Here is a 15,358-nt window from a genome sequence, read left to right as displayed (position 1 = left end):
CTAGGTTAGCTTGTAGAACAGCACGCGCGCGGCGCCGTAGTCGCGCGCGTCGATCTGCTCGAAGCCCTCCAGAACCGGGTCGATCTCGCCCCGGCCGCGCTCGAACATCAGGATCGCGCCCGGGGCCAGCCAGCCGTGCGCGCGAAGCTCGGCCACGGCCTTCTCGCCCAGGCCCTTGGCGTAGGGGGGGTCGAGGAAGGCGATGTCGAACGGCGTCCCGGCGCTGGCCGGGCGGGGTCCCAGATCGGTGGCGTCGCGGCGGTGCACGCGGGTGACGCCAAACAGGTGCATGGCGTCGATGTTCTCGCGGATCGCGCCGCGCGCGGCGTCGTCGGTCTCGACGAACAGGCAGAAGCCCGCCCCGCGCGACAGGGCCTCCAGCCCCAGCGCGCCCGAGCCGGCGAACACGTCGATGACCCGCGCGCCATTCAGTTCCGGCGCCCAGGCGGCGTGCTCCAGAATGTTGAACACGGCCTGGCGGGCGCGGTCAGAGGTTGGGCGGGTGGCCTCGCCCGGCGGGGCGACGATGGCCTTGCCGCGATACTGGCCCGAGACGATGCGCATCAGGCGGCCTTCGCGGCCATGCGGCGGCCGATCAGGTTGAGACCCAACATCAGTCCGGCCAACAGGGCCCAACCCCACGGCTTGACCAGGCTGAAGATCGTCAAGCCGCACATCAGGCCGGGCAGCAGGGACACGCGCAGCAGCACGAACAGCGCCTCGCCCATCGACATGGCCTCGGTCAGTTTGCCTATGAAGGCCGCATAGGCCCAGACCAGGCCCATGGCGAGGCCGATCAGCGCCACATGGCTGACATAGACGGGCACGGCTTGCCCGCCCTGCTCCCACAGGAGTTCCGTGCTCAGCGGCAACAGGGCGACTAGGCCCAGCACCAGGAAGTTGAAGAAATCCAGGCCCCCATCGGCCCGCTCCAGGCGGGCGAACACGCGGCGGTGGCTAAACCAGCAGACCCCGATCGTCGCGAAACTCACGGCATAGGCGGTGAGCTTGTGGCCCATCTGGTCGAACAGGTCCGCCGCGCCCTGCCAGTGCTCGGGCGGATGGATCTCGATGGCCAGCAGGGTGATGGCGATCGCGAAGACCGCGTCCGAGAACAGCACCAGCCTGTGCAGGTGCGCGGCGCCCGTATCGCCCTTGCCCGAAACTCCGTCGCTCATGCCCGCCCCCTTACAACCCGTAACCGGATGTGTGCCGTCCCGCGCGCGCTGCCGCAAGCACCGGCTTTACAAGATCGCGGCCCTTCCCTCTTAGTCGGGCCGGAAGCCAGCAACGCGTGGCGAGAGGCGAGCGGACGATGCGCATGGGCGAGCTGATGGAGGCGGTGAAGGGTTCACGCTTTCTGGCCGACCTGTCGCCCTATGACCGCGACCCGTGGCGGACGGTCTTCGCCGTGCCGGTCGGCATGCTGGCCGGGGCCGTGGCGGGCCTGTTGGGCGCGATCACCGCCACCCTGATCAGCCTGCTGGTGGTCAGCGGCCTGGACGGCGCGCCGGCGGCCGGCGACCTGTTCAGCGTGTTTTCCGATCCGAACCTGGCCGAGCCGACGGCGCGGCAGTCGCTGTTCTTCCTGGCCGTGCTGGCCGGGGTGAACCTGGGCGCGGCGGTCGGTTTCGTGTTCGCGGCCGGGGCCATCCACCACCGCCGGATCACCGACTATATCAATCGCGGCCAGCCGGTGCGCTGGCGCCTGCTGCTGGGCGGCCTCGTCCTGGTCGGCGTGGTGATGATCGCCGTCACCGGCGTCGCCGCCGCCCTGGGCGAGTCGCTGGATCCGCCGCTGTGGAAGGTGTCGCCGAACCTGGTGGGCCGCACCTTCTACGCGACCATGGCCATCGCCCTGCTGATCCTGGCCTCGGCCGCCGAAGAACTGGTCTTCCGCGGCTGGCTGCTGAAGCAGAGCGCGGCCTACGTCCGCGACCCCATCGTGCTGATGGTGCTGAACGGCCTGCTGTTCGCGGCCATCCACTTCGACCCCAATATCGACGCCTTCCTGGTCCGCGCGGCCATGGGGGCGGGCCTGACCTGGATGGCGCTGCGGCTGGGCGGCATCGAGCTGGGCATCGGGGCCCACGCGGCCAACAACGCCGTGATCCTGCTGTTGATCCGGCCGATGACCACCCGCCCCGACTCGCCGCACGAGTTCAAGGCGGGCCTGATCGCCAGCGCCCTGGTGGTGTTGGCCGGCTTCATCGGCGTCGCCGAGCTGTCCGTGCGCTGGCCGGCCCTGCGCCGCTGGACCGGCGGCTCGAGCCCGGCCGCGGCTTAGAGCCTAACCGCGTCCTCGCCCTTCGACAGGCTCAGGGTGAGGACGAATGCTGACGGCGGTCTAGAGAACCTCATCCTGAGCTTGTCGAAGGGCGAGGTTCTTGGCTCCTCAGCGCTTCGGTGGACCACCGCGCGGGGCCGGACCACGCGCGGGCCCAGCGCCCCGCGCGGGCTTGGCCGCCCCCGGACGCGGCGCCGCCTTGCCCGGCTTTTCCGACACGCGACGCGCCGCGCCTTCAGCGGGCTTGGCGGCTGGCTTGCCGCGCGCGGCGGGCTTGCCGATGTCGATGAACTTGCTCTCCATCGACTTGGGCGCGCGCTTGGCCTTGGGCGCGGCGATGCCCTTGCTGGCGCCCTTGGCCGGGGCGTGGGGCGAGACCTTCTTCTTCGGCTTGGCCCAACCGGCCTTGTAGACCGGCTTCTCGGACTTTTGCGGCGTGTCGAGCACCACCGCGCGGTCGGCGCGCGGAACGCCTCGGCGCTGCAGGTCGCCGCCGCCCGGCGTGCCAGGGGCCTTCACGGCGGCGGCGACGCCGTTGAACTTCGGCCGATCCCCCGTCGGCATGTTCTCGTCGGAGACGATCCCTTCCATCAGCTCGCGGATCACCCGGGGGCCGACCTCCTCGATCTGGCCGGCTTCCAGCGGACCCAGGGCGAACGGGCCGTAGGACATGCGGATCAGGCGATTGACCTTCAGGCCCAGGGCTTCCAGCACCTTGCGGACTTCGCGGTTCTTGCCTTCCGACAGGCTGACCGTGATCCAGATGTTCTTGCCGCCGCCGGCCTTGTCGTGGGCCTTGTCGATCTTGGCTTCGATCGCGCCGTACTTGACGCCCTCGACGGTGATGCCGTCCTTCAGCGCGTCCAGCTTGGCCTGGGTGGTGTCGCCGAAGGCGCGGGCGCGATAACGGCGGACCCAGGCGTTGCTGGGCGTCTCCAAGGCGCGCGACAGCTCGCCGTCATTGGTCAGCAGCAGCAGGCCTTCGGAGTTGAGGTCGAGACGGCCCACCGAAATCAGGCGCGGCAGCTCCTTGGGCAGCGACTGGAACACCGTCGGCCGGCCCTTGGGGTCGTTGTGGGTGGTCATCAGCCCGGTGGGCTTGTGGTAGCGGAAGATCCGCGTCGGCTCGCGCTCGGCCACCAGCTGGCCATCGACGGTGAGGAAGTCGCCGGGCTGGACCTTGATCGCCGGGGTGGTCAGCACCTTGCCGTTGATCGCCACGCGCCCGGCCTCGATCAGCCGCTCGACCTCGCGCCGGGAAGCCACGCCGGCCCGCGCCAGGGCCTTGGCGACCCGCTCGCCGGGACCGCCGTCGAGTTCTCCGTCTTGACCCTCGAGTTCAGGCTCGTACAGGGGATCGTGTGGCTTGGTCATTTTCGGCGTCCTTCTCGGGCTGGGCGCATCTCTCGATGGGCGTTTGAAGGCTAATGCGCACTGATCTTTCTGAGGATCAAGACTTGGAGCAGGATCGGCGCATGATGCGGTTGGCGCTGGACGCCGCCCGCGCGGCGGCCGAAGCCGGCGAGACGCCGGTCGGCGCGGTGATCCTGGATCCGAGGACCGGCGAAGTCATCGCCACGGCCGGCAACGGCCCGATCGCCGCCCACGACCCCACGGCCCACGCCGAGATCGCGGCGATGCGCGTGGCGGCGGCGAAGCTGGAAAACTACCGGCTGACCGACCTGACCCTGGTTGTCACCCTGGAGCCCTGCGCCATGTGCGCCGGCGCGATCAGCCACGCGCGGATCGGCCGGGTGGTGTTCGGGGCCGAGGATCCCAAGGGCGGCGCGGTCGTCCATGGCCCAAGATTCTTCGCTCAACCCACCTGTCACTGGCGGCCGGAGGTGACGGGCGGCGTCCTGGCGGAAGAGAGCGCGGACCTGCTGCGCGGATTCTTCCGCGCGCGCCGGAAGACCAAAGGCTAGCTGAGCAGGGTCGAGCCCAGCAGGACCTTGGCGCCGGGCTTGCCCACCACTTGATCGCAGGCCTTCTGCAGCTCGCGCGCGACATAGTCGAGGTCCGGCGGGGCGCCGCCGCGCAGGCCGGCGGCATAGACCATCAGCACCTGGGCGAAGGCCGCCCGCAGGCGCGGCGTGGAGGCCTGGGCGCGCTCCATCAGCTTCGGATCCTTGGCCTCGATGCCGGTCTCGACGGTCATCACGCCCCGGCGGCCGTCGCGGCGCAGGACCACCGCATTAATCGGGTCCAGGGCGAAATAGGTCGGCGGCGCCTTCTTCTCCTCGCCGCCGCCGTGACCGGCGAAGGCGACGCTCGGCGCGGCCAGGGAGCCGCCGGCGAGGGCGGCGATCAGGGCGATCGGAAGGAGGCGGTTTCGGCGCATGCGTCCTTGTATCCCGTCGTGGTTGACGTCCTCTTTACGTCTGCGAGCGCACACAGGGACGTTAACCACGAGTCGTCGCACGCCTGGGGCGCGGACGACCGTCGCAGGAGGCAGACCTTGGGCCGTTTCTCCCCCAAATCCCTCGATCTGGACGGCAAGGTGATCCTTGTCACCGGCGGCACCGGCTCGTTCGGCCGGCGCTTCATCGAGACCGTCCTGCGCCGCTACACGCCGCGGAAGGTGATCATCTACTCCCGCGACGAATTGAAGCAGAGCGACATGCAGCTCGAAATGCGCGAGCAGTTCGACGAGGCCACCTACGGCAAGCTGCGCTTCTTCCTCGGCGACGTGCGGGACCGCGAACGCCTGACCCTGGCCCTGCGCGGCGTCGACATCGTCATCCACGCCGCGGCCCTCAAGCAAGTTCCGGCGGCCGAATATAATCCGTCCGAGTGCATCCACACCAACATCATGGGCGCCGAGAACGTGGTCTGGGCCAGCCTGAACAACGCCGTGAAGCAGGTCGTGGCCCTGTCGACCGACAAGGCCTGCAACCCGACCAACCTCTATGGCGCGACCAAGCTGGCCTCGGACAAGACCTTCGTGGCGGCCAACAACCTGTCGGGCGACATCGGCACGCGCTTCTGCGTCGTGCGCTACGGCAATGTGGTCGGCTCGCGCGGCAGCGTGGTGCCGCTCTATCGCCGCCTGCTCAGCCAGGGCGCGACCGAGCTGCCGGTCACCGATCCGCGCATGACCCGCTTCTGGATCACCCTGAACGAGGGCGTCGACTTCGTGCTGTCGTCCCTGACCATGATGCGCGGCGGCGAGATCTTCGTGCCGAAGATCCCCTCCATGGCCATGCCGGACCTGGTCAAGGCCATGTCGCCGGACGCCGGCATGAAGGTGGTCGGCATCCGTCCGGGCGAGAAGCTGCACGAGATCATGATCAGCGCCGACGACGCGCGCTCGACCGTCGAGTTCGAGGACCGCTACGCCATCGAACCCAACTTCGCCGAGTTCGGCCGCCAACCCTATTCGGAAGCCGACGGCGCCCGGCGCGTGGCGGAGGAATTCTCGTACAGCAGCGACAACAACCACGACTGGCTGAGCCCCGAAGGCCTGCTGGCCATGCTGGAGGAGAAGGCCGCGCGATGAGCGGCTTCCTCCCCTACGGCCGGCAGACGATCGAGGACGACGACATCGCGGCCGTCGCCGAAGCCCTGCGCGGCGACTTCCTGACCACCGGCCCGACGGTCGAGGCCTTCGAGACAGCCTTCGCCCAGAAGGTCGGGGCCGAGCACGCCATCGCCGTCTCCAACGGCACGGCCACCCTGCACCTGGCGATGATGGCCTTGGGTATCGGTGAAGGCGATGTCTGCGTCGCGCCGTCGATCACCTTCCTGGCCACCGCCAACTGCGCCCGCTACGTCGGGGCAGAGGTGGTGTTCGCCGATGTCGATCCCGACAGCGGCCTGATGACTCCGGACACCCTGGCCAAAGCCTTGAACGGCGCGCCCGGCAAACGGATCAAGGCCGTGCTGCCCGTCCACCTGCGCGGCGACGTCTGCGACCTGCCGGCGCTGAAGGCCATGGCCTCGGCCTCCGGCGCGGCGCTGGTCGAGGACGCGCCCCACGCCCTGGGCTCGATCGCGACGTTCGGCGGCGTCGCCCATCCCGTCGGCGACGGCGCCTTTTCCAGCTTCGCCAGCTTCTCGTTCCATCCGGTCAAGACGCTCGCCACCGGCGAAGGCGGCATGCTGACCACCAACGACCCGGCCCTGGCCGCCAAGGCCCGGCTGCTGCGCTCGCACGGCATGGTCCGCGAGCCCGGCGGCGATCCCTGGTGGTACGAGATGCCGGAGCTGGGCTTCAACTACCGCATCCCGGACGTGCTGTGCGCCCTGGGCCTGTCGCAGCTGACCAAGCTGGACCGCTTCGTCGCCCGTCGGCGCGAACTGACCGCGCTGTACGCCAGGCTGCTGGCCGAACGCGCGCCGCGCGTGCGCCTGGCCGCGAGCCCAGCCTATTCCAACCCGGCCCTGCACCTGCTGACCGTGCTGATCGACTTCGAGGCCGAGGGACTGTCGCGCCGCACCGTGGTCGACACGCTGAAGGCCGGTGGGATCGGGACACAGGTCCACTACATTCCGGTGCATCGCCAGCCCTACTACGTGAACCGCCAGGGCCTGGCGGACCTGCCCGGGGCCGACGCCTGGTACGCCCGCTGCCTGACCCTGCCGCTGTATCCGACCATGACCGACGGCGACGTCGAGCGCGTGGTCGACGCGCTGGCGGGGATCTTGGGGTAGAGCGGCAAGGCCGCCTCCAGCTCCTCCGTGCGAAGAGACAAGATCATTAAATTAAAGACAGGCGCCTCCGTTCGCCCTCCCCCGGGCCTCTAAGCTTGAGTAGCTATCCGAGGGGCCTTCATGTTTCGCACCGTTCGTATTCTCGTCGCCGGCGTTGGGGCGCTGGCCATGCTCGCCGGCGCCGCCCAGGCGCAGGCCCAAACCCAAGTGGAAAATTATAAGCCCAGCTTCCATCCCGAGACGCTGAAGGGTCCGCCCGCCGGCAAGCCCAACGCGGTGCTGGTGCTGGGCACGACGCACCTGTCGGGCCTGCCGAAGACCTTCGACATGGCGCTGCTGGCGCCGCTGATCGACCGCTTGGCCGCCTGGAAGCCGACCGGGATCGCCACCGAGGACCTGTCCGGCCTGCAGTGCGACGCCCTGCGCCGCAATCCGACTCGCTACACGGAGACGGTGAAGCGCTATTGCGACGACACCACGGCCGCGGCGCGCGCCACCGGCCTCGACGTGCCGGCGGCCAATGTGGAAGCCGAGCGCCTTCTGGCCACGTGGCCGGCCGCGCCGACGCCGGCTCAACGCCGACACCTGGCGGCCATCTTCCTGGCGGCGGGCGAGGAAGGCTCGGCCTTGGTGCAATGGCTGCGACTGCCCGAGGCAGAGCGGAAAGCCGGCGATGGCCTGACCGAAGACCTGGCCGCCAGCCTCGCCAAGGCCCAGGTCCGCCGCAACGAGACCAACTTGATCTCCGCCGTCCTGGCCGCGCGCCTGGGTCATGAACGCCTGTGGAGCGTCGACGACCACTCGGCCGACACGCCCGACAGCGGCGATCCGGTCGAGCAGAAGGCCTTCGACGCCGCGATCATGAAGGCCTGGGACAATCCCGTCAGCCACGCCCGCCGGGCCGAGAACGAGCGCCTGACCGCCAACCTCGACAAGCCGGACGGCCTGCTGAATCTCTATCGCGCCTTCAACACCGCAGACGCCCAAATGATGGCCTACAAGGGCGACTTCGGCGCGACGTTCGTCGAGCCCTCGCCCCAGGGCTTCGGCCGGCAATATCTGGGCTACTGGGAGACCCGCAACCTGCGCATGGTCGCCAACATCCGCGAGGTCCTGGGCCAGCACCCCGGCATGCGGATGCTCGCCATCGTCGGCGCCTCCCACAAGGGCTACTACGAGGCCTATCTGAACCAGATGCACGACGTGCGGCTGGTCAGCGCGGATGCGGTGCTGAAGTAGGGTGGCTGGGCGGCCTTAACGCCTTGGTCATCCGAAGGCCGCGTAGTTTTCGGTCAGAAGCCTCTTCCGCCCCGGAAGAGCGCCATCCTTATATCTCACGGCGAGACGATCGCTGGGCTGAGAAGGTCTCTCAAGGACGACGCTCCGCGTCGCCGCACGCGGCCGCCGGAGGCGGTCCTTGACAGACCTTCTCAGCCCAGCACGCTGCTGCCTCCAAGAGATTTAAGGATCGCACCGACCAAGGTCGACTTTCGACCCATAGCGGACACGCCCGACACAGGTTTAGGTTGGCATGTGGCGGGCGGCAGACAGGCAATCATGATGACCGAATTGCGCGCTCTATGGGACCGGCTCGGACCAAGAGCCGTCGGTGTGATAGTCTTTGTCCTCTTGCTTCCGATATACGCGCTCTTCACGCACTTCGGCCAGGAAGGTCGGGGACTAGTAGTCGTCGACATTTCTGCTGTATTTATGATCACTGTTTACGTAAACGCCGAAAGCATCCGATCCCTTCTGTTTGCCTCCGTGCTTTCCCTGCTATTTGCTGCGCAGGTAACAGCCGCATTTTTCCTTACGTTGCCAGAGCGCTTTCCCGGTTTCGTTATGCTGCCTTTAGCGTTCGTGGACCTACTTCTTGTGCTGGCCGTCATGAACCTCGTCGCGAGATGGGAACGATCACGCTCAGGCTCCACCGACTAGAACACCCCGCTGCTTTGGCCGCTCACCACCGAGGCTGTGTGAAAACCCCGAAGCACCGTAGTCTTTAGGGGAAGGCTTCGGAGGTGCGGGATGGCGCGCTTTATCGAGGGTGAGGATCGTCGGCAGGTGGCGCTGCTGCCGGGATGCCTGGACGACTATGTCGGTGAAGACAGTTCGGTCCGGGATAGCGGCGCTTTCACGAAGAGTCCGCGATCCACCCATCGCGGGTTCCGCGAACGTCACTTGAGCGCAAGGCGCGAGCCCCTACCGCTCCTCGTCGAACCGGTTGGCCACCAGCTCGCACAGCGCTTCGACCGCCGGCCCCGCTTCGGGGCCTTCCGCGCTGATGTCGATGGTCGAGCCGATGCCGGCGGCGAGCATCATCAGGCCCATGATCGAGCGGGCGTCGACCGACGAGCCTTCGCGGCTGACGGTCACCTCGGCGTCGAAGCCGGACGCCATCTTCACGAACTTGGCCGAGGCGCGGGCGTGCAGGCCGCGCTCATTGACGATCTCGACCGTTCTTGACGTCATTCCCTACTTTTCCCCCGCGAGCACGTAGGAGGCCACGGAGATGTACTTGCGTCCAGCCTCCTGGGCGTGGGCCACGCAGGTCTGCAGGTTTTCGCGCTGGCGCACGCTGGCCAGCTTGATCAGCATGGGCAGGTTCAGGCCGGCGATGACCTCGGCCTTGGTCTGCTCCATGACCGAGATGGCCAGGTTGCTGGGCGTGCCGCCGAACATATCGGTCAGCAGGATAACGCCGTCACCGTCGGTGTCGACCTCGGCGCAAGCCTTCAAGATGTCGGAACGGCGGCGTTCCATGTCGTCTTCGGGGCCGATGCAGATCGCCTTCACGGCGGCCTGCGGCCCGACCACATGCTCCATGGCGGAGATGAACTCTTCCGCCAGACGCCCGTGCGTCACGATCACGAGCCCGATCATGCCTTGTATCTCAACAGGGATCCCCATTCCCGCGGCGACCGGGAGAGCGTCGCGCGGGCGGCCTTGATACGCTCGTTAGAGAGCGACTCCAAGAGACTGCATCATGCGTCTTATTTTCGCCGGGGCGGCGGGTTCTCGCGGCCACAGGTCGAAAACGGGAACGGAAACACCCGCGATCGTTTCGGTGCGCGGGTCGGGCAGACGCTCGACGGCGGCGGGGTCGGCGACGCAGCGGATGACCAGCGCCACCTGGCAGAAGGGCAAGGCGCAGACGTCGATAACACCCAGGCCGCGCACCTCGATCAGGCCGGCCAGGGTTTCCGGCGGCTTGCCATAGAGGCGGCCTGCGGCGGCGAAGACCACGACCCGGTCGTCGGCGACCAGCCGGAAGCCGGCGTCGAGGGCGCGCAGGGCCAGGTCGCTCTTGCCGACGCCCGACGGCCCCTCGATCAGGGCGCCTCGCCACAGGCCGTCGTGGCGGCGGGCGATCAGGCCGGCGTGACGGATCTCGGACGGCGCGCCTGGCGGGGTCTCCGGCCGAATCACTCCCGGACTTCCGGCAGCTCGACCACGAAGCGGGCGCCGATCACGGCCCCGGCCTCGTTCTTGCGGTTTTCGGCGTGGATCAGACCGCCGTGCGCCTCGACGATCTGGCGGGCGATCGACAGGCCCAGGCCCGAATTGCCGCCGAACGCCCGGCCCTTGGGGCGCGAGGTGTAGAAGCGCTCGAAGATGGTCTCCAGATTGTCGGGCGGCATGCCTGGGCCGTCGTCGTCGACGATCACCGCCACGGTAGGCTTGCCGCGCGTGCGGGACAGCGAGACCCGCACCTCGCCCTCGTCGGGGCTGAACGAGCGGGCGTTGTCGATCAGGTTGCGGAACACCTGGCCGATCGGCGTCTCGCGGGCCAGCACCAGGGTCGGGCGGGAGATCTCGGCCGCGAACCGCACCCGCACGCTGCCCGGCGCCGGGCCCGGCCGCAGCTGGGTTTCATAGAGACTGGAGACCTCGGCCAGCAGCTTGGACAGGTCGATCGCCTTGGGATGCTCGCGCGACAGCTCCGCGTCCAGCCGCGAGGCGTTGGAGATGTCGGTGACCAGGCGGTCCAGGCGGTTGACGTCGTTCTGCAGGATGGCCAGCAGCCGCGCGCGGGCGGCGGGGTCGGTGACCAGGTCCAGGGTCTCGATGGCCGAGCGGATCGAGGTCAGCGGGTTCTTGATCTCGTGGGCCACGTCGGCGGCGAAGCGCTCGATGGCGTCCATGCGCTCGGACAGCGAGTGGGTCATGTCCTCCAGCGAGCGCGACAGGTCGCCCAACTCGTCGCGGCGCTCGGACAGATCGGGCAGGGAGATGGCCCTGGCCCCTTGAAGGCGAACGTGGTCGGCGGCGCGGGCCAGGCGCAGCACCGGCACGGCGATCAGGCGGTGCAGCAACACGCTGGACATCACGATCGCGACCATGGCCACGATGATGAACGGCAAGAGCGCCTTGCGCTCGGCCGAGATGATCTCGTCGACGTCGCCGGCCTCCAGGGTCAGGACCCCCAGCACGGCGCGGACATGCTGGATCGGGATCGACACCGACACCACCCGCTCGCCGTCCTCGGCCACGCGGGTTCCAGCCACCGGGCGGCCCTTCATGGCCTGGGCGATCTCGTCGGCCAGGGCCTTGCGGGCCTTGTCCGCGCGGGCCTGGGCGGCGGGGGTCAGGTGCGGCGGCGCGTCCTTGTCGCCCGGCTTGCGGGCCGGCGGCAGCACCTTCCAGTCGACCCGGTCGGCTACCACGAACGAATCGGCCAGCGTCTTGCCGTGGGCGTCGAACAGGCGGGCCCGCTGGTTGCGCGGGATGAACAGCACCTGCAGCAGCTGGCTGGCGACATAGGGGTCGAGCGCGGGCTCGGGCTCGCCGACCGTGGCGGTCTGGTCGATGACGTTGGCGATCAGCTCGCCCTGGGTGGTCAGGCTGTCGGCGCGGGCGGCGATCAGACCGCTTCGCAGTTCGTTCAGCACCAGGGCCCCGACGACCACGATCGCCAGGGCCAGCACGTTGAGGACGATGATCAGCCGGCCCAGCCTGGACCCGCGCGGCCAGACGAAGCGTCGTCTGGCCTTGGGGGCTTCAGAGGGGCTCGCGGCCTCAGGACTCGCGGTAACGGTAGCCAACGCCGTACAGGGTCTCGATGGAATCGAACTCGGGATCGACCTGACGGAACTTCTTGCGCATGCGCTTGATGTGGCTGTCGATCGTGCGGTCGTCGACATAGACCTGATCGTCGTAGGCGGCGTCCATCAGGTTGTCGCGGCTCTTCACGAAGCCCGGACGCTGGGCCAGGGCCTGCAGCAGCAGAAACTCGGTGACCGTCAGGCGCACGGGGCGGCCGTCCCACAGGCTGTCGTGGCGGGCCGGATCGAGGGTCAGCTTGCCGCGCTTCATGACCTTGGAGCCCGCCGCCGCGGCGGCCGAGCCGGCCATGGGCGCCAGGTCCTCGTCGTCCGGACGGGCGCGGCGCAGCACGGCCTTGACCCGCTCCAGCAGCAGGCGCTGGCTGAACGGCTTGTGCATGTAGTCGTCGGCGCCGAGGTTGAAGCCCAGGATCTCGTCGATCTCGTCGTCCTTCGACGTCAGCATGATCACCGGGATCTCGGACGTCTGGCGCAGGCGCCGCAGCACCTCCATCCCGTCCATGCGCGGCATCTTCACGTCGAGGATGACCAGGTCCGGCGGGCTGGCCTCGACGCCTTCGAGACCGGCGACCCCGTCGTAATAGGCCTTCACCGCGTGACCGTGGCTTTCGAGAGCCAGCGAGACCGAGGCGACGATGTTTTCGTCGTCGTCAATGAGCGTGATGGCGGCCATCTGGTCGTTCTTGTCCTTAGCCTTATCTTGCGTCGATCGATCCTATCGGTCGAACGTCCTGGCTTCAACGCATGGCGCGGTAAAGCTTTCCCTGCTTCTTCCTGGGCTTTGCGGCTCCACGAAGGCGCGATTGCGGCGCGGGGCGGCGTCGGGCGCGGGTTCCCTCAACCTCACCTTAAGGTCTGGACACCCATAGTGGGGCCTCCTGAAGCGGGGCGGGCATGAGCCAAGTCCATTACGAGTTGTTTGTCCGGCGGAAAGTCGGGGCCCAGTGGACGCTGGAGATCGCCTCGGAAAACCGTGCGCACGCGCTGCAGGTCGCCGAGGACGTCCTTGTTCAGAATCGCGCCGTCGCCGTGCGCGTCAGCAAGGAAACGCTCGACGAGGCCACCGGCGAATACAAGTCGATCGCCATCTTCACCAAGGGGCTGGTCGACGGCGGCAAGCCCAAGAAGGAGGTCGAGGACCGCGACCCCCTCTGCGTGCAGCCCGCCGACCTCTACACCTCCCACGCTCGCGACCGCATCGGCCGCCTGCTGGAAGGCTTCCTGGCCCGGCACAAGGCCACCCCGTTCGAACTGCTGCACCGCCCCGATCTCGTCGAGAAGCTCGAGGCGTCCGGCACCGACCTGCAGCACGCGCTGCAGAAGATCGCCATTCCGGAAGCCGAGGCGCGCGGCCAGTCCGTGCACGAGGTCATCCGCCACTTCCAGGGCTTGGTCGAGCGCACCGTCGCCAACCTGATGAAGGCCTTCAAGAAGGGGACCCTGCCGGACCTCGACAAGGAAGGCTTCGCGAAAGCCGCCGAGCGCCTGGTCGCCGACCCGGACCGCGCCTTCCTGCTGGGCGCCGGCGTCGCCGCCTCGATCGCCCCGGCGGTCAGCTGGTCGGCCAAGATCGCCCGCCTGCTGGACCTGGCCGACGCCGCCCCGGAAGAGCCGCGCGCCCGCTTCGCCGCGCTCCAGGCCATCGAGCAGCCGCTGGCCGAGATCATCGGCTCGCGCGCCGGCATGGCCGACCTGCTGGACACCACCAACCAGGACCTGGGCGTCACCCTGGCGGCCATGACCCGCCTGACGGGCGGTATGGCCGTGGAAGCCCTGATCAAGATCGAATCCGGCGTCCGCGCCGTCATGCCGGAGCTGTCGGGCACCGCGCGTCGCCTCGGCGAATGGCTGGCCGGCGAAAACTTCCCGAGCGTGCGCAAGGCCATCGCCGAACGCGTGCTGACCGAACTGAACGGCGTGCGCCGCCTCAAGCCCACCGAGGCCGAGGCCGAGATCGAATATCTGCGCGCCCTGGCCATGAGCCTGACGGCCGCCGCCGGACGCATCCTCCAGGCCGAGGACATCCAGAACGCCTTCACGACCCGCTCCAAGACCCTGCTCAACGGCGACTTCATCGAGGCGCTGCTGGGCCGCGACCGCTCGGCCTATGAAGAGATCAAGATGCTGATCCGCCTGGCCGAGAACGTCATGGGCGCGGTCAACAAGCGCAACGCCGGCCGCTGGCTGAACGCCAATATCAGCGCCATGCGCTTCGAGAAGGAACTGCGCGCGGGGCCGGACTCGCCCGTCGCCAAGCTCAGCAACCTGGCGGGGCTTCAGCGCCAGCTGGTCCGCTCGGGCCTGGTGCGCGAGGACTTCGAGCCGCTTTGCGCCAAGCTGGGCGAAATCGGCGCGCTGATCGAGGCCGACACACGCCTGCTGACCATGCTGGTCCGCGCCCCCGCGCCGCTGCCGCACCGCCTGCAACTGCTGGCCAAGCTGGCCATGGGCGAGGCCGGCCCCACCGGCCCGGTCGCTGACAAGGCCCGCTTCGAAGCCCTGAAACTGGCCCGCGATCCGTCCTCGCGCGAACAGCTGGCAGGCTCGCCCCAGACCATGGACCTGCTCAAGACCCTGCTGGCGCACGCGGCCTAGGAGGCGGTCGCCTCCCCGCCTTCAGCGGATCGTTCGGCCGAGGGTAGCCGTGCTGATGGTCTGAGAAGGGTGGACGCAGGTTTTAGGGGCCAACCGAAATTCATGGGACAAGTCAGGTAGGTGAAGCGCTGCCCGCTCACGGGGTTACCTTATGGCGACATCCGTTCGCTGCGAACTCCACTCTCAACTATTCAAAGCCTTTGGCCTTCGGCTTCACGGGTTGAAGCGTCGCTTTCGGTGTCGCGAAGAAACACGGACCCAGACTGACACCTCGGGTTGGCTTATAGGTCACAACCTTGCCTTGCCCAAATCGGACAAAACAGCCCAACCGCGCCCATTTGGCCGGAGCGTGATCTTCTTTCCATGCGAGCTCGAACTCGGCGCGCGCTTCGGGCGACATGGTCGCACCATCAAGCGGAGTCGATGCTTTTGCCATCGCGCCGAGCCGTTCGTCGCATTGCTGGCGCTCTTCGGCGCTTATTCGAGAATCGTTCAATCGACATCTTTGCCCGCCCCTCAAGGCGGCAGATAGACGGTCATGGTCGATCGCTCGGCCATCTCCGCCGCTGCTCGGGCTTTGTAAGGGGGGCGCATCCGAGGAAGGGACGTTCAATTGATCTGTGAGCCGACGCGGCGCGGCCATCATTGCCCGGACCCGAGCCTCAGAATGCGTCGCATCCAAAGCCACCGCGGCTTGCGGCGTAAGTTGCGCGCGCTCGACTTTAACACTGCTTTCCGCGGCCTCTGCTCAGGCGGC

Annotated in this window: 17 protein-coding genes and 2 pseudogenes; 9 read left to right on the top strand and 10 right to left on the bottom strand. The window is 68.2% G+C overall.

The window, feature by feature from the left end; genetic code table 11:
- Positions 1–564 carry a 16S rRNA (guanine(966)-N(2))-methyltransferase RsmD gene (gene rsmD, locus ACW175_RS00160; RefSeq protein ID WP_492102673.1) on the bottom strand — a complete coding sequence of 188 codons (564 nt, stop codon included), beginning with the start codon at positions 562–564 and terminating at the stop codon, positions 1–3.
- Positions 564–1,178 carry a TMEM175 family protein gene (locus ACW175_RS00155; RefSeq protein ID WP_492102672.1) on the bottom strand — a complete coding sequence of 205 codons (615 nt, stop codon included), beginning with the start codon at positions 1,176–1,178 and terminating at the stop codon, positions 564–566. The genes rsmD and ACW175_RS00155 overlap by 1 nt, the downstream gene beginning before the upstream one ends.
- A gap of 137 nt (positions 1,179–1,315) precedes the next feature.
- Here ACW175_RS00155 and ACW175_RS00150 point away from each other — a divergent pair, with 137 nt between their 5' ends.
- Both ACW175_RS00150 and ACW175_RS00145 read left to right on the top strand, forming a co-directional pair.
- Complete coding sequence (locus ACW175_RS00150; RefSeq protein ID WP_492102671.1) at positions 1,316–2,287, top strand: CPBP family intramembrane glutamic endopeptidase; 972 nt, start codon at positions 1,316–1,318, stop codon at positions 2,285–2,287.
- A pseudogene (locus ACW175_RS00145) lies at positions 2,254–2,337 on the top strand (hypothetical protein); the annotation flags it as partial. The gene ACW175_RS00150 and the pseudogene ACW175_RS00145, both read left to right, overlap by 34 nt.
- A gap of 58 nt (positions 2,338–2,395) precedes the next feature.
- Here the strand turns inward: ACW175_RS00145 and ACW175_RS00140 are convergent.
- Positions 2,396–3,661 (bottom strand): pseudouridine synthase, encoded by a 1,266-nt coding sequence (locus ACW175_RS00140; RefSeq protein ID WP_492102670.1) that lies wholly within the window; start codon positions 3,659–3,661, stop codon positions 2,396–2,398.
- Positions 3,662–3,714: 53 nt separating this feature from the next.
- Here ACW175_RS00140 and tadA point away from each other — a divergent pair, with 53 nt between their 5' ends.
- A complete protein-coding gene (gene tadA, locus ACW175_RS00135; RefSeq protein ID WP_492102669.1) occupies positions 3,715–4,212 on the top strand; it encodes a tRNA adenosine(34) deaminase TadA in 498 nt (165 codons plus the stop codon).
- On the opposite strand, the gene ACW175_RS00130 is transcribed toward tadA, so the two are convergent.
- On the bottom strand, positions 4,209–4,628 hold the full coding sequence (locus ACW175_RS00130) for a hypothetical protein (protein ID WP_492102668.1): 420 nt from the start codon (positions 4,626–4,628) through the stop codon (positions 4,209–4,211). The genes tadA and ACW175_RS00130 overlap by 4 nt on opposite strands.
- A gap of 117 nt (positions 4,629–4,745) precedes the next feature.
- Between ACW175_RS00130 and pseB the strand changes: the two genes are divergently transcribed.
- From pseB to ACW175_RS00105, 5 genes and pseudogenes are all read left to right on the top strand, one after another.
- Positions 4,746–5,786, top strand: a complete 1,041-nt coding sequence (gene pseB, locus ACW175_RS00125) for a UDP-N-acetylglucosamine 4,6-dehydratase (inverting) (RefSeq protein WP_492102667.1) — start codon at positions 4,746–4,748, stop codon at positions 5,784–5,786.
- Complete coding sequence (gene pseC, locus ACW175_RS00120; RefSeq protein WP_492102666.1) at positions 5,783–6,940, top strand: UDP-4-amino-4,6-dideoxy-N-acetyl-beta-L-altrosamine transaminase; 1,158 nt, start codon at positions 5,783–5,785, stop codon at positions 6,938–6,940. Before pseB ends, pseC begins: the two co-directional genes overlap by 4 nt.
- A 120-nt stretch (positions 6,941–7,060) precedes the next feature.
- On the top strand, positions 7,061–8,179 hold the full coding sequence (locus ACW175_RS00115; RefSeq protein ID WP_492102665.1) for a DUF5694 domain-containing protein: 1,119 nt from the start codon (positions 7,061–7,063) through the stop codon (positions 8,177–8,179).
- 92 nt (positions 8,180–8,271) lie between these two features.
- The gene (locus ACW175_RS00110) at positions 8,272–8,361 is read left to right on the top strand and encodes a hypothetical protein (protein ID WP_492104865.1); all 90 of its coding nucleotides are present in this window, start codon (positions 8,272–8,274) and stop codon (positions 8,359–8,361) included.
- A gap of 607 nt (positions 8,362–8,968) precedes the next feature.
- Positions 8,969–9,062: pseudogene (locus ACW175_RS00105) on the top strand (hypothetical protein); the annotation flags it as partial.
- 80 nt (positions 9,063–9,142) lie between these two features.
- On the opposite strand, the gene ACW175_RS00100 reads toward ACW175_RS00105, so the two are convergent.
- The 5 genes from ACW175_RS00100 to chvI form a co-directional block, all read right to left on the bottom strand.
- Positions 9,143–9,412: an HPr family phosphocarrier protein gene (locus ACW175_RS00100; protein WP_492102664.1), complete on the bottom strand. Its 270-nt coding sequence runs from the start codon at positions 9,410–9,412 to the stop codon at positions 9,143–9,145.
- 3 nt (positions 9,413–9,415) lie between these two features.
- Entirely contained in the window at positions 9,416–9,823 is a 408-nt protein-coding gene (locus ACW175_RS00095; protein WP_492102663.1) for a PTS sugar transporter subunit IIA, read from the bottom strand.
- A 75-nt stretch (positions 9,824–9,898) separates the two neighbouring features.
- On the bottom strand, positions 9,899–10,330 hold the full coding sequence (locus tag ACW175_RS00090; RefSeq protein ID WP_492104864.1) for an HPr kinase/phosphorylase: 432 nt from the start codon (positions 10,328–10,330) through the stop codon (positions 9,899–9,901).
- A gap of 35 nt (positions 10,331–10,365) precedes the next feature.
- A complete protein-coding gene (gene chvG, locus ACW175_RS00085) occupies positions 10,366–11,985 on the bottom strand; it encodes a two-component sensor histidine kinase ChvG (protein WP_492102662.1) in 1,620 nt (539 codons plus the stop codon).
- Positions 11,960–12,679, bottom strand: coding sequence for a two-component response regulator ChvI (gene chvI, locus ACW175_RS00080; RefSeq protein ID WP_099575376.1), 720 nt, complete (start codon positions 12,677–12,679; stop codon positions 11,960–11,962). The genes chvG and chvI overlap by 26 nt, the downstream gene beginning before the upstream one ends.
- Before the next feature lie 221 nt (positions 12,680–12,900).
- On the opposite strand from chvI, the gene ACW175_RS00075 reads away from it, so the two are divergent.
- Positions 12,901–14,601, top strand: a complete 1,701-nt coding sequence (locus tag ACW175_RS00075; RefSeq protein WP_492102661.1) for a hypothetical protein — start codon at positions 12,901–12,903, stop codon at positions 14,599–14,601.
- 187 nt (positions 14,602–14,788) lie between these two features.
- Here ACW175_RS00075 and ACW175_RS00070 read toward each other — a convergent pair whose 3' ends face one another.
- Complete coding sequence (locus tag ACW175_RS00070; protein WP_492102660.1) at positions 14,789–15,097, bottom strand: hypothetical protein; 309 nt, start codon at positions 15,095–15,097, stop codon at positions 14,789–14,791.
- Positions 15,098–15,358: the final 261 nt, after the last annotated feature.

The sequence above is a fragment of the Caulobacter sp. FV1ye6ST genome (assembly GCF_058681225.1).
This window is presented reverse-complemented; position numbering and strand designations above follow the sequence as displayed.